This is a genomic window from Streptomyces triculaminicus, assembly GCF_017349075.1.
Classification (GTDB): Bacteria; Actinomycetota; Actinomycetes; order Streptomycetales; family Streptomycetaceae; genus Streptomyces; species Streptomyces triculaminicus.
On sequence record NZ_JAFMOF010000001.1, the window covers coordinates 429,414 to 443,479 of the forward strand.

Below are 14,066 nucleotides of genomic sequence, written 5' to 3' on the forward strand. Positions count from 1 at the left end.
CGGCGGTCCCGCCCATTCCCGTCATGCCATCGCCCTTCCGTCACCGCTGTCGCTGCCGTCGCCGTACGGGCCGTACGGGCCCGCCTGGTGCGGGATGTCCGTCGTGGCCGCGTCCGGCTGCTGCTGCTGGGTCTCCTCCAGAGCGGCGGCCGCTTCGGCGCGCTCGTCGACGACCTGGCGCACGGCCTGCAGCACGCCGCGGTAGCCGGAGCAGCGGCAGAGGTTGCCGCAGATGGCCTGGCGGGTCTCCATCTCGGTGGGGGCGTGGTTGCCCTCGAGCAGGTCGTGCACGGTCATGGCGAGGCCGGGGACGCAGAAGCCGCACTGCACGGCCCCGCACTCGGCGAGCGCCCGCTGCACGTCGGACGGCTGCCCGTGCTGCGCCAGGCCCTCGACCGTACGGATCTCCGAGCCCGCCGTGGTCGCGGCGGGCACCAGGCAGGAGGCGACGAGCCGGCCGTCGACCTGGACGGAGCAGGCGCCGCACTCGCCCTGCGAGCAGCCGTCCTTGGCGCCGGCGAGGCCGAGGCGCTCGCGCAGGACGTACAGCAGGGACTCGCCGATCCAGGCGTCCGTGACGGGACGGTCGGTGCCGTTGACGTGCAGGACGTACGAGGCGCACGGGTGTTCGTTGTGCGGCTGGAGCAGCGCCTCGGGCTGCGGCTCCGGCTGCGCTTCCAGCGGCGGTTCCGGCTGCGCCCCGGCCGCGGCGTACGCCTCCGGCCCGGCGTACTGCTCCGGTACGGGCACGGGCTCGGCCACGGCCTCCGGCGCGACGGCCGGTGCCTCGGCGGCGGGCGCCTGGACGGCCTCGGGCTCGGGCTCGGCCACGGGCTCCGCCGTCGGCTCGGCCACGGGCTCGGGTGCCGGAGTGGCGGCCTCGGGTGCCGCCGGCGCGGCGTGGTCGGGGGACGTGGCGTCGGGTGCGGCGTGGTCGAGCGGGGGCTCGGGCGACTCGGGGGCGGGATCGCCTTCCGTCGGCGCCTCCGCGCGCGCGGCCGTCGTCCACTCTCCGGTCGGATCGTCGCCCGCACCGGTGACCTCGCCGACGGGCGCGGCGTACTCGTGGCGCGCCTCCAGGCCCGCCTCGCGCAGGGGGTACTCCCCCGACTCGTCCACCGAGTCGTCGCCGGCGGCAGGCACGGACCACTGGCCCGTCACCGCGGGATCGGCCGCCGGAACGCCTCCGTGACCGGGCGGAACCTCATGCCCGAACGGAACGTCGTGACCGAACCGACCCGCCTGGATGTCGTGACCGGCCTGGACGTCGTGACCGAACGGGTCGGCCTGGACGTCGTGGCCCATCTGGCCGTCGTGACCGAACTGGCCCGGCCGGCCCGGCTGGCCGCCATGGCCGGCCTGGGCCTCATAGCCGCCCTGGACGTCATGACCGAACGGAACGTCGTGACCGATCTGGCCACCGTGGCTCGCCTGGCCGTCGTGGCCGAACTGGCCCGCCTGGCCGTCGTGACCGAACTGGCCGGCCTGGCCGTCGTGACCGAACTGGCCGGCCTGGGCCTCGTGACCGAACGGGTCGGCCTGGCCGTCGTGACCGAACTGGAGGTCATGACCGAACTGGACCTCGTGCCCCGCCTGCCCGCCCTGGCCGTCCTCGGCCGCGAACGGCATGGGCCACTGCTCCGTGGCGTGCGGGTCGGCGGCACCGCCGTCGTCGGCGCCGCCCGGCGCGGAGTCGGCGGGCACGCCCGCGTGGCCGTAGGGGGCCTCGTACGCCGGCGCGTCCCACTGACCGCCGTGCTGCCCGCCGTGCGCGACCGGGACGGGCGCGGCCACGGGCTGCTGCCACGTGTCGGCCACCGGGGGGGCGTAGCCCGTGCCGGGTGCCGCGAGCGGTCCCCAGGATGCCTGCGCGCCGGCTCCGGCGCCCGTGCCGGGGTGGGCGAGGAGCTCCGGCGGGAGCTGCACGAAGGTCGTGCCTTCGGCGTCCAGTTCCCCGCCTCGGGGAATGGGCTGCCAGCCGCCCGCGGCGGACGCATGGGGGTGTCGCTGCTGTTCGTCACTCACGCGAGTGCCCTCCCCAGAGCTCGGCGGGCCAGAGTCGACACCGTACGACGGAGATGCAGGACGGCCGGCGGCAGGGTACCCGGCTCGGTGCCGTCGAGGGCGGACTGTGCGGGGGGCGGGTCGGGGATGCACGCGGTGGCGACGTAGTCGCCGAACGCCGCGAGGACGTCCGGGGCGAGCGTGCGCTCCCCGTCCCAGTCGATGATCGAGGAGACCCAGCGCTCCGCGTCGAACGGCCGCAGCGGCATCGGCGCCACCGCGCCCACCGCGCACCGCACGCTGCGCCGCGCGGGGTCCAGGACGACGGCCACGGACGCGATGGCGCGGCTGGGGCCCGTACGGCCGGTGGCCTTGAGGAAGGTCTGCGGGGCGTGCAGCAGCGGCACGCGCACGTACCCGATGAGCTCGCCCGGCCGCAGCATGTCCAGGCCGGCCAGCAGCCGGCCGATGGGCATCTCGCGGCGTTCGCCGCCGGGCCCCGCGATGACGAGCGAGGCCTCCAGCGCGGCGAGCACGGGCAGCGCGTCGCCGGTGGGGGCGGCGGAGGCGATGTTGCCGCCGAGGGTGCCGGCGTTGCGGATCTGCGGCGGGCCGGAGCAGCCCGGAGTTGACGGCGGCCATCAGGTCCGTGCCGCCCGCCACGGGCACGGCCGTGGGCATGGCGGCCAGCGCCGCCACGGCTTCGTCGAGCGAGCCCGGCAACGTCACCGTGTGCGCCGCCTGCGGTGCGTGCGTGGTCAACCCAGCTGCCCCTTCCCCGGAGGTCCCGACTGTTCCGCCAGGTCTCGCCGTACGGTACGTGCTGTCGGCCCGGACGTGGCAACTCTGGCACATCTTCCGGGTGCGCCGTCGCGAGGGTCCACGAACCGCCGGACTGCCCTCACTCGGGATGGAGGCAGGAAAAGTCCGGATTCGGGAGCTCTCTCCCTCATGAGCACTCTGGGCAATCTGTGCGTATTGCCTGCGTATTGCCATGCTTCGGTGACCCTTGTACGACTTACGGCAGTGTGTGAACGACCACCGTGCCAGGGGCCGCCCCACGGTTCGTCACCTTCCGCCGCGCCTCACACGATCGGGGGCGCACCCTCGATCGGACGTCCGAGCACGCCGGGCCGGCGCTGCCAGGGGCGCGGGCCGCCGGGCGGGCGGTAGTCGACGCCCAGGGCGTCGAGCCGGGCGTAGTGCGCGGCGGTCATCCGCCGCTCGAAGCCCGGGTAGTCGCGGACGGCGGGCGGCGGGAGGTCGGACCACACCGCCTCCGCGAAGGCGGCCAGCCGCGGGAACGCCTGGTAGTCGACGCGCTGCTGGTTCTCCATCACCTCGGTCCAGATGTTGGCCTGCGCCCCGAGCACCCGGCCGGCCTCCGCCTCCGTCAGCTCCGCCGGTACCGGCTCGAAGCGGTAGACGTCCTCCAGGGTGCGGACGTAGCCGATGGGGACGGGCTCGTCGTCGCCCGGCGCCTGCCGGTGGTCGAGATAGACCTGTTCCTGGGGGCACATGACGACGTCGTGCCCGGCACGGGCCGCGGCGACGCCGCCCGCGCGGCCGCGCCAGGAGGAGACCGCGGCCCCGGGCGACAGGCCGCCGTCCAGCAGGCCGCCCTCGAGGATCTCGTCCCAGCCGATGAGCCGCCGGCCCCGGCCGGCGAGCCAGCGGTCGAAGTGCCGGACGAACCAGCTCTGCAGCTCGTCCTCGTCCGCCAGCCCCTCCGCCTCCCGCCGCGCCCGCGCGGCCGGTGACGCCTTCCACTGGTCCTTGGGGCACTCGTCGCCGCCGATGTGGACGAAGGGCGAGGGGAAGAGCTCGAGGACCTCGGCCAGCACGTTCTCGTAGAAGGCCAGGGTGTTGTCAGTGGGGGCGAGTACGTTCTCGCTGATGCCCCAGGTGTCGCGGACGGAGAGGGTGGTGGTGTCGATGACGTCGGTGTTGCCCAGTTCGGGGTACGCGGCGATGGCGGCCTGCGAGTGGCCCGGAATGTCGATCTCGGGCACGACGGTGACGTGCCGTCCGGCCGCGTACGCGACGATCTCGCGAAGATCGTCCTTCGTGTAGTAACCGCCGTGCGGCCGCTCGTCCCACAGCGCGGACGCGCCGTGCCCGGTCCGGGTGCGCGCCCGCCAGGCGCCGGTCTCCGTCAGCCTCGGGTAGCGCTCGATCTCCACGCGCCAGCCCTGATCGTCGGTCAGGTGCAGGTGCAGGACGTTCAGCTTGTGGGCGGCGAGCAGGTCGATCTGGCGCAATAGGCCGTCCTTGGGCATGAAGTGCCGGGCGACGTCGAGGAGGACCCCGCGCCAGCGGAAGCGCGGGGCGTCCTCGACGACGACGCGGGGCACGGTCCACGCGCGGCGCGGGGACACCGGCGCGCGCCGGAACGCCTCCGGGCCGAGCAGCTGACGGAGGGTCTGCGCCGCCCAGAAGACCCCGGCGGCCCCGCCCCCGGCGACGCGCACGGTGTGGGCGTCGACGACGAGTCGGTACCCCTCGGAGCCGAGCTCCCGCCCGACGGCCGCGTCGACGCTCAGCACGACGCGCACTCCGCGCCCCGCGCCGGGATCCGCGCCGTCCGGCCGAGCCGGGCCCGGGGGCGCGAGCGGCAGGCCCGTCGCCGCGCCGACGGTCGCGCGCAGCCAGCGCGCCACGTCCTCGGTTCCGGGCCGCGCCTCGAGCACGGTGTCCTCGTCGAGGACCACGCCGCCGTCCTCGCCGGGTGCGTACACGGCCCCGGGCGGCGCGCCCCGCATCCGGCGCGGGGCAGGGATCAGGTCCGGGAGCGGGGGTGGAGCGGCCGGGGGACCGGTCGACAGACCGGTCGACGGAGCTGTCAGCGGATCGGCCATGCGTCACTCCTCCGTGCGCGGGCGCCGGGAGCCGCCGAGGGCGCGTGCGCGGCCCGGCGAAGACGAACGGCTCCCGGAGGCGCGTGCGCGCCTCCCAGGAGCCGTGGAAAAGCCTGAGGTGGGTGGAACGGGAGCTACTTCTTGTCGCCGCCCTTGCCGTCCTTGCCGCCCTTGCCGTCGCCGCCGGCGCCCATGCCGTCGAAGATCTCCTTGCACATGGGACAGACCGGGTACTTCTTCGGGTCGCGCCCGGGAACCCAGACCTTGCCGCACAGCGCCACCACCGGAGAACCGGAGAGCGCGCTCTCCATGATCTTGTCCTTCTGGACGTAGTGGGCGTAGCGCTCATGGTCGCCGTCGCCGTGCGACACCTGCGGTGTCGGCTCTACGAGGGTGCCGGTACCTGCCCCGCGCTCGGGCTCGAGAGTGCTCATGGTCTCCAAGGGTACTGGGGCCGGGCCCCGTCAGTTGAGGCTCGGGTCGTCCGGATAGGTGGCGACCATCGCCAGTTCGTTGCGCTGACGCCGCAGAACGGCCCGCCACAGCTGCCGCGGGTCGGGGGACGACACGTCGCCGGGCTCGGACTCGACCACGTACCAGGCGCCCTCGACGAGCTCCTGCTCCAGCTGGCCGGGGCCCCAGCCGGAGTAGCCCGCGAAGATGCGCAGCGAGCCCAGCTCGGCGGCCAGCAGCTCCGGCGGGGCCTCCAGGTCGACCAGGCCGATCGCCCCGTGCACCCGGCGCCACCCGATGGGGTCCGCGCGCCCCGGGCGCGTCCTGGGGGGCGCCAGGGGCCCGTCCCCCGCCGCGGGGGCGGCGTGCCGGTCGTCCTGGTCGTGCTGCTCCCCCGGCACCACGCCCACGCCCAGCGCCGAGTCCAGCGAGACGGGGCCGCCCTGGAAGACCACCCCGGGCTCCCCGGTCAGCGCGGCCCAGGGCTGGAGGATGTCGCCGACGTCGACGGGGGTCGGCCGGTTGAGGACCACGCCGAGGGAGCCCTCCTCGTCGTGGTCGAGCAGCAGCACCACCGCGCGGTCGAAGTTCGGGTCCGACAGCGCGGGCGTCGCGACGAGCAGCCGCCCTGTGAGCGAGGACACCTCGGTCATGGCCACATGATCCCGCATTTCGGGGCCGGAGGGGAGTGGACGGGGACGACCGTCGGGGGCGGGAAGGGGGCGTACGAGAGCAGCGCCCGCGCATATGACCGGAATGCGACGTCGCGATAACCGGTAGCGACCATTCCATAAACGCAGAGTGTTGTGACAAAACCATTGCGTGCCCTGAGCGCCCTCGGGGCGGCCGAAAGGGGCTCCGGTCGCATTACCCTTTCTTCTTGCCCCCTGCCCAACTCCAGGAACGCGAGATCCATGACCGGCCCTGACGATGTCCTGCTTGTCCACGGCGGCACCCCGCTCGAGGGAGAGATCCGCGTCCGCGGCGCGAAGAACCTCGTGCCCAAGGCCATGGTCGCCGCCCTGCTCGGCCACGGCCCCAGCCGTCTGCGCAACGTCCCGGACATCCGTGACGTGCGCGTCGTGCGCGGCCTGCTCCAGCTCCACGGTGTGACCGTGCGCCCCGGCGACGAGCCCGGCGAGCTGGTCCTCGACCCCACGTACGTCGAGAGCGCCAACGTCGCGGACATCGACGCCCACGCCGGTTCGTCGCGCATCCCGATCCTGCTGTGCGGCCCGCTCCTGCACCGCCTCGGCCACGCGTTCATACCCGGCCTCGGCGGCTGCGACATCGGCGGCCGGCCGATCGACTTCCACTTCGAGGTCCTGCGCCAGTTCGGCGCCACGATCGAGAAGCGCGAGGGCGGCCAGTACCTGGAGGCGCCGCAGCGCCTGCGGGGCACCAAGATCCGTCTGCCCTACCCCTCGGTCGGCGCCACCGAGCAGGTCCTGCTCACCGCCGTCCTCGCCGAGGGCGTCACCGAGCTGTCCAACGCGGCCGTCGAGCCGGAGATCGAAGACCTCATCTGCGTTCTGCAGAAGATGGGCGCGATCATCGCGATGGACACCGACCGCACCATCCGCATCACCGGTGTGGACAAGCTGGACGGCTACAACCACCGCGCCCTGCCCGACCGCCTCGAGGCCGCCTCCTGGGCCTCGGCGGCCCTGGCCACCAAGGGCAACATCTACGTCCGCGGCGCCCAGCAGCGCTCGATGGTCGCGTTCCTCAACACCTACCGCAAGGTCGGCGGCGCCTTCGAGATCGACGACGAGGGCATCCGCTTCTGGCACCCCGGCGGCCCGCTCAACGCCATCGCGCTGGAGACGGACGTCGCCCCCGGTTTCCAGACCGACTGGCAGCAGCCGCTGGTCGTGGCGCTGACGCAGGCCTCCGGCCTGTCCATCGTCCACGAGACGGTCTACGAGTCCCGTCTGGGCTTCACCTCCGCCCTGAACCAGATGGGCGCCCACATCCAGCTCTACCGCGAGTGCCTGGGCGGCTCCGCCTGCCGCTTCGGCCAGCGCAACTTCCTGCACTCCGCGGTCGTCTCCGGCCCGACGAAGCTGCAGGGCGCCGACCTGGTCATCCCCGACCTGCGCGGCGGCTTCTCCTACCTGATCGCCGCCCTCGCGGCCGAGGGCACGTCCCGTGTCCACGGCATCGAGCTCATCAACCGCGGCTACGAGAACTTCATGGAGAAGCTCAAGGTGCTGGGTGCGAACGTGGAGCGCCCGGGCGTCTCCGCCGGCTGACCCATGCCGGGCTGGGGGTCCGGGGGTCATCCCCCGGGCAAGCACAGCATGGAGAAGTTGAAGGTCCTCGGCGCGAACGTGGAGCGCCCGGGAGCCTGAGCCCGCAGGGCGCCTGACGTCCCGTAAGGCGCCCGAAGCGGCCCGCCCGGCGCCTGACGCCCCGTAAGGCCGCGTGAAGCCCGTACAGACCTTCGAAGGTCCGTACGGGCTTCTTCGCGTTCCGAGGCCGCTCACGGGGCTGACAGGCCCTCACGAACGCCAAAAGGGCGGCCACCCCGGACCGGGGTGGCCGCCCTTGCGACGCTTGACGCGGCGCCCGAGGCTTACTTGCCCTTCGCGGCTTCCTTGAGCTTCGAGCCCGCGGAGACCTTCACGCTGTAACCGGCAGCGATCTGGATCGGCTCGCCCGTCTGCGGGTTGCGCGCGGTCCGAGCGGCACGGTGGGTGCGCTCGAAGGTCAGGAAGCCGGGGATGGTGACCTTCTCGTCGCCCTTGGCGACGACCTCGCCGACGGTCTCGGCGAGCGCGGCCAGAACGGCGTCGGCGTCCTTGCGGGTCACCTCGGCACGGTCGGCCAGAGCGGCCACCAGCTCACTGCGGTTCATGTTGTACTCCCGTGTTCTTCTTGCCAATGAGGCGTGAGATCGAAGCCGATGCTGCCAGGGCCCTCGGACAGTCCCCGGACCCGGGTCCGTATGCCAGACCCTCGCGCCTGGTTACGCATCCTGCCCCCACCAGTGGCGGGAAAGCCAATCCGGCACCCTGGAGAGTCACACGGAAAGCGCCACGGCCAGCGTCACAGCCTCGGATGCGGGCGCATTTCTGCGGCCCCGGATGTCTGCCCGACACCTTATGGGGGCTCAAGGAGCCCCGCGCCACTCGACGCGCCGTCGTCAGGCCGTCGTGGCGGCCGTCACAGCCGCTCCGGCGGCCTTGGCGGCCTCCCGCACGGCACCGGCGACGGCCCCGGCGACCTTGTCGTTGAAGACGCTGGGGATGATGTAGTTGGCGTTGAGTTCGTCGCCGGCGACGACGTCGGCGAGGGCGCGGGCGGCGGCGAGCATCATGTCGGTGTTGACCGTGCGGGACTGGGCGTCCAGCAGGCCGCGGAAGACGCCGGGGAAGACCAGGACGTTGTTGATCTGGTTGGGGAAGTCGGAGCGGCCGGTGGCGACCACGGCAGCGGTCTGGCGGGCGATGGCCGGGTCGACCTCGGGGTCGGGGTTGGCGAGCGCGAAGACGATGGCGTCGTCCGCCATGGCGGCCACGTCCTCGCCGCCCAGGACGTTGGGGGCCGAGACGCCGATGAAGACGTCGGCGCCGCGCACGGCCTCCTTGAGGGTGCCGGTCATGCCCTCGGGGTTGGTGTTGTCGGCGATCCACCGCAGCGCGGACTCGGGGTCGGCCGAGACGAGGTCCTTGCGGCCGGCGTGGACGACGCCGTGGATGTCGGCGACGACGGCGTGCTTGACGCCGGCGGCGGTCAGCAGCTTCAGGATGGCCGTGCCGGCCGCGCCCGCACCGGACATGACGACCCGTACGTCGCCGATGCCCTTGCCGACCACGCGCAGCGCGTTGGTCAACGCGGCGAGGACGACGATGGCGGTGCCGTGCTGGTCGTCGTGGAAGACGGGGATGTCCAGGGCCTCGCGCAGCCGGGCCTCGATCTCGAAGCAGCGGGGGGCGGAGATGTCCTCGAGGTTGATGCCCGCGAAGCCGGGGGCGATGGCCTTGACGATCTCGACGATGGCGTCGGAGTCCTGGGTGTCCAGGCAGATCGGCCAGGCGTCGATGCCGGCGAAGCGCTTGAAGAGGGCCGCCTTGCCCTCCATGACCGGCAGCGCGGCCTTGGGGCCGATGTTACCCAGGCCCAGCACGGCGGAGCCGTCGGTGACCACGGCCACCGAGTTGCGCTTGATGGTCAGACGGCGGGCGTCCTCGGGGTTCTCCGCGATCGCCATGCACACACGGGCCACGCCGGGGGTGTAGACCATGGAGAGGTCGTCACGGTTGCGGATGGGGTGCTTGGACGCCATCTCGATCTTGCCGCCGAGATGCATCAGGAACGTACGGTCGGAGACCTTGCCCAGGACGACGCCCTCGATGCCGCGGAGCTTCTCCACGATCTCGTCGGCGTGCTCGGTGGACGTGGTCGCCATGGTGACGTCGATCCGGAGCTTCTCGTGGCCGGAGGCGGTCACGTCGAGGCCGGTCACGGAGCCGCCGGAGGACTCGACGGCCGTGGTGAGCTGGCTGACCGCGGTCCCGCCCGCGGGGACCTCGAGTCGGACCGTCATCGAGTACGAGACGCTAGGCGCCGTTGCCATGGCCGCTTTCCTCTGCTTTCCCTGTTTCGTTTGCCGCGCTCAGTGATGCGCGATGCCTGATCGTCCCACCTACCGGCCAGTACGCGGTAACCAGCGCCGCATACCGGAAGGGGCCTTCCAAGATACGAGAAGGCCGAAAACGCCGAACGGGCGTCCCCCTCCGATGGAGAGGGACGCCCGTACGGGACGTCTGTGACACCGACCCGCCATGCTCGCCTCGCGGCAAGTGGTCGCTCGAAGCGACTAAGGTTGGGCCCGGGGGCTTGGATCGAGCCGGTGCCGTACCCAGGCTAACAAACCGCTCCCGGAAGTCATTCCGGTAGGGCGTCTTCCATTTAGGGCACGTCAATTCCGGTCGGACGGCGTCAGCCTGTCGACGCCGCCCCACCTCCCTCGCCGTCAGTCCCGCAGCAGGTCCGGCACACCCAACTCGTCCGGATCGTCCCGCTCCCCCGACAGCACCGTCAGCCGCTGCGTGGCGCGGGTCAGCGCCACGTACAGCACGCGCAGTCCGGCCGGCGACTCGTCGGCGATCTCGGCGGGCGTGACCACGATCGTGGCGTCGTACTCCAGGCCCTTGGCCTCCAGGCTGCCCAGCACCACCACCCGGTCGCCGAGACCGGCCAGCCAGCCGCGCGCCTCGGCGCGGCGGCCCATCGGCACGACCACGCCGACGGTGCCCTCCACGTCCGCCAGCAGGTGCAGCGCCTCGTCCCGTACGGACGCGCCCAGGTCGGCGCCCGCCACGGCGAAGCGGGGCACGACGCCGGTGGAACGGACGGCCGAGGGCGACTCCATGCCCGGCATGGCCAGGGCCAGCACCTTCGCCGCCAGCTCGGCGATCTCCGCGGGGTTGCGGTAGTTCACCGTCAGCCGGAAGCGGCGGCGCGGACGGGCGCCCAGCGCCTCGTCGCGGGCCTCGGCCGCCTCGTCCGGGGCGGACCAGGAGGACTGGGCGGCGTCGCCGACGATCGTCCACGTCGCGTGGCGGCCGCGGCGGCCGACCATGCGCCACTGCATCGGGGTGAGGTCCTGCGCCTCGTCGACGATGACGTGCGCGTAGTCCCGGCGCTCCTGCGCCAGCCGCTCGGCCCGCTCACGGCGCGACTCGCCGCGCTGGGGCATGAGTTCCTCCAGCCCCGTGAGCTGGTCCAGCGGGTCCGCCTCGCGCGGCTTCCTGGGCCGGTGCGGCACGCCCAGCAGCGTCTCCAGCTCGTCCAGCAGCGCCACGTCGTGCACCGACAGCGGGCCCCGGCCCTGACCGTCCAGGCGGCCCAGCGACCGGGCCAGCTGACGGACCTCGCGGGGGTTGAGCACCCGGCGCGCCCAGCGCGAGAGGCGGCGCTCGTCGGCCATACAGGCCAGCACCCGGCGCGGGGTGAGCTCGGGCCACCAGGCCTCGAGGAAGTCGATGAAGGAGTCCTCGGTGGTGACGTCCTCGTCGAACGCCGAACGGGCCTCGGCCGCCAGCTCGGGGTCGGTGTAGCGCCGGGGGCCGCCGGCCCTCGACCAGAGGGCGTCGAGGATCAGCCGCCGCGCGCGCGGCCGCAGCAGGTTGACCGGCGCGGTGCCGCCCAGGGCCGACTCGCGGATGCGCCGGAGGTCGTCGGCCTCCAGCTCCACGCGGGCGCCGAAGGCGACCACGCGCAGCCGGTCCGGGGTGCCCGTGCCCCCGGCGGGGACCTCCAGGGCGCCCCGAACCGCCTTGCGCAGCACCTTGAGCATGCGGGAGGAGCCCTTGACGCGGGCGACGGCCGGCTCGTCGTACGTGTCGGCCTCGGCGCCGTCGACGAGGGAGCCGACGGCGCGGATGGCGACCTGGCCCTCCTCGCCCAGGGAGGGCAGCACGCCCTCGGTGTAGGCGACCAGCAGCGGGGTCGGGGAGACGACGAGGATGCCGCCCGCGTAGCGCCTGCGGTCCTGGTAGAGGAGGTAGGCGGCGCGGTGCAGGGCCACGGCGGTCTTGCCGGTGCCGGGGCCGCCCTCGACCTCGGTCACGGAGGCGGCGGGGGCGCGGATGACCATGTCCTGCTCGGCCTGGATGGACGAGACGATGTCGCGCATGGTGTGGCTGCGGGCCTGGCCCAGGGCGGCCATCAGCGCGCCGTCGCCGACCACCGGCAGGGCGCTGCCGTCCAGCGTCGTGGTCAGCTCGGGGCGCAGCAGGTCGTCCTCGACGCCGAGGACCTTGCGGCCCTTGGAGCGGATGACGCGGCGGCGTACGACCCGGCCGGGCGCCACCGGGGTGGCGCGGTAGAAGGGCGCGGCGGCGGGCGCACGCCAGTCGATGACCAGCGGGGAGTAGTCGGCGTCGAGCACGCCGATGCGGCCGATGTGCAGCGTCTCGGCGATCTCGGCGCGGTCCTCGCACACGGCGTCGTCGGCGGGCTCGACGGAGGTGTAGGCGCCGTCGGGGCCCTTCTTGCCGTCCTTGCCGAGGAGGAGGTCGATCCGGCCGAAGAGGAAGTCCTCGAACTCGTTGTTCAGCCGGTTGAGGTGCACCCCCGCGCGGAACACCTGCGCGTCCCGCTCGGCGAGCGCGCCCGGCGTGCCGACCTGGCCTCGTTTGGCGGCGTCGTCCATGAGGAACTCCGCCTCGTGGATCTTCTCCTCCAGGCGCCGGTACACCCGGTCCAGATGGTGCTGTTCGGCACCGATCTCACGGTCGCGGACCCCGTCGGGTTCCATCGCCGGTCCTGTCGCCACGTGCGCGTGTGTGGCGTTCTGCGCGGCCACCCAGGCCCCCTTCTGCTGTGCGTAGGGCAGCCGTCAACCGTACGCGAACAAGGGTGCCGACCGCACCTGTCATGACATGAGGGGTTTGCCACGACTGTTGCCTGTTGACGAATCACATCCTGACCGTCGCGAGGTGCTTTCCGTCGAGGGTGCGGACCTCGAAACGGGCGATGTCGGCGCGTTCGAACGCGGCGCCGCCGTGGGTGTAGAGCGGCTCGGCGCCCCACTTGGCCGGGGAGCCGTCCCCCTTGTCCATGCCGTATCCGGAGGCGGGGACGGCCCAGGTGGTGACGGTCTGCTCCTGGCCGTTCCTGCCGACGGCGACGAGGTCGCAGGTCAGGGGGCCCTTGACGTTGCCCAGCCGGAGCGCCACATGGGTGCCCCAGGGCTTGTTCTGCAGCGAGACGGTCGCGTCGACCTTGGTGACGGGATCGACGGCGCCGATCTTGTCGCCTTCTTCGTACATCTGCTTGGCCGCGCTGACGCCGCTGTGGTCGGGGACGTCCCGTGCGGTGAGCGCGGCGCCGGCGAACGGCCCGGCGACGATCAGCGCGGCGGCCGCGGCAGCCAGGCACAGCCGGCGGACGCGCCGAGCCCGGCGGGTGGCGGTGACGTCGTCGAGCGCCCGGTCCAGCAGCTCGGGGCGGGGCCGGACGGTGAGGAGGCCGGGGTCGGGGGACGACTCCTTGAACTCGGCGAGGAAGGGGGTGAGGCCCATCAGGTCGTCGAGCTCGGCGGCGCACCGGGGGCACTCGGCGAGGTGTTCCTCGAAGCGGGCGGCGTCGGCCTCGTCGAGGACGCCGAGGGCGTAGGGGCCGACGGCGGTGTGCCCGTCGTCCCGGCGCGGGTGCTCATGGTCCGGTGCCGGCCCGTTCATGCCGTCACTCCTCGTTCCTCGAGCGAGAGCTTCAGGGAGCGCAGCGCGTAGAAGACGCGGGACCGGACGGTCCCGGCCGGTACGCCCAGCGCCTGTGCTGCCTCGCTCACCGTACGTCCTTTGAAGTAGGTCTCGATCAAGGCCTCTCGGTGGGCTTCGGACAGGTCGCCGAGCGCGTCGGAGATGGTCATCAGGCGCAGCGCCCGGTCGATCTCGTCGGCCGCGGGGATCAGCTCCAGGGGGCCGGGATCGACCTCGCGGGGGCGGGACTGCCGGCTGCGGTGGTTGTCGATGACGATGCGCCGGGCGACGGTCACCAGCCACGGCCGTACGGAGCCTGCGGATCCGCGCAGCTGGTCGGCGTTGCGCCAGGCGCGCAGCAGCGTCTCCTGGACGACGTCCTCCGCCCGCTGGCGGTCGCCTGCCACCAGGCGCAGCACGAAGGCCAGCAGAGGGCCGGCGTGCTCCTCGTAGAGCGACCGCATCAGGTCCTCGTCGGGACGCGTCCTGTCAGCCACGGCGGCATCCTTGCGCAAGCCATCCCCCTCGGTCGAGA

10 protein-coding genes and 1 pseudogene are annotated in these 14,066 nt (G+C 73.1%); 1 reads left to right on the top strand and 10 read right to left on the bottom strand.

Going from position 1 to position 14,066, the window contains the following annotated elements:
* Positions 1-21: 21 nt before the first annotated feature.
* The 5 genes and pseudogenes from J1792_RS02105 to J1792_RS02125 all read right to left on the bottom strand — a co-directional run bounded on the left by J1792_RS02105 (position 22) and on the right by J1792_RS02125 (position 5,968).
* Positions 22-2,025 (bottom strand): 2Fe-2S iron-sulfur cluster-binding protein, encoded by a 2,004-nt coding sequence (locus tag J1792_RS02105; protein WP_307842881.1) that lies wholly within the window; start codon positions 2,023-2,025, stop codon positions 22-24.
* Positions 2,022-2,766 (bottom strand): annotated as a pseudogene (locus tag J1792_RS02110) (FAD binding domain-containing protein). The gene J1792_RS02105 and the pseudogene J1792_RS02110 overlap by 4 nt, the downstream one beginning before the upstream one ends.
* Before the next feature lie 323 nt (positions 2,767-3,089).
* Positions 3,090-4,862, bottom strand: a complete 1,773-nt coding sequence (locus J1792_RS02115) for a beta-N-acetylhexosaminidase (RefSeq protein WP_207246572.1) — start codon at positions 4,860-4,862, stop codon at positions 3,090-3,092.
* A gap of 134 nt (positions 4,863-4,996) precedes the next feature.
* Positions 4,997-5,296 carry a DUF3039 domain-containing protein gene (locus J1792_RS02120; protein WP_207246573.1) on the bottom strand — a complete coding sequence of 100 codons (300 nt, stop codon included), beginning with the start codon at positions 5,294-5,296 and terminating at the stop codon, positions 4,997-4,999.
* A 30-nt stretch (positions 5,297-5,326) separates the two neighbouring features.
* Positions 5,327-5,968: a YqgE/AlgH family protein gene (locus J1792_RS02125; RefSeq protein WP_207246574.1), complete on the bottom strand. Its 642-nt coding sequence runs from the start codon at positions 5,966-5,968 to the stop codon at positions 5,327-5,329.
* 261 nt (positions 5,969-6,229) lie between these two features.
* Between J1792_RS02125 and murA the strand changes: the two genes are divergently transcribed.
* Positions 6,230-7,570: a UDP-N-acetylglucosamine 1-carboxyvinyltransferase gene (murA, locus tag J1792_RS02130; protein ID WP_207246575.1), complete on the top strand. Its 1,341-nt coding sequence runs from the start codon at positions 6,230-6,232 to the stop codon at positions 7,568-7,570.
* 323 nt (positions 7,571-7,893) lie between these two features.
* On the opposite strand, the gene J1792_RS02135 is transcribed toward murA, so the two are convergent.
* The 5 genes from J1792_RS02135 to J1792_RS02155 form a co-directional block, all read right to left on the bottom strand.
* On the bottom strand, positions 7,894-8,175 hold the full coding sequence (locus tag J1792_RS02135; RefSeq protein ID WP_004951951.1) for an HU family DNA-binding protein: 282 nt from the start codon (positions 8,173-8,175) through the stop codon (positions 7,894-7,896).
* A gap of 288 nt (positions 8,176-8,463) precedes the next feature.
* Positions 8,464-9,897, bottom strand: a complete 1,434-nt coding sequence (locus tag J1792_RS02140; protein WP_207246576.1) for an NAD-dependent malic enzyme — start codon at positions 9,895-9,897, stop codon at positions 8,464-8,466.
* A gap of 399 nt (positions 9,898-10,296) precedes the next feature.
* Positions 10,297-12,585, bottom strand: coding sequence for a HelD family protein (locus J1792_RS02145; RefSeq protein ID WP_179198812.1), 2,289 nt, complete (start codon positions 12,583-12,585; stop codon positions 10,297-10,299).
* Between the two features lie 160 nt (positions 12,586-12,745).
* Complete coding sequence (locus tag J1792_RS02150; RefSeq protein WP_086567857.1) at positions 12,746-13,510, bottom strand: zf-HC2 domain-containing protein; 765 nt, start codon at positions 13,508-13,510, stop codon at positions 12,746-12,748.
* Positions 13,507-14,046, bottom strand: coding sequence for a sigma-70 family RNA polymerase sigma factor (locus J1792_RS02155; RefSeq protein WP_086567856.1), 540 nt, complete (start codon positions 14,044-14,046; stop codon positions 13,507-13,509). Before J1792_RS02155 ends, J1792_RS02150 begins: the two co-directional genes overlap by 4 nt.
* Positions 14,047-14,066 lie beyond the last annotated feature (20 nt).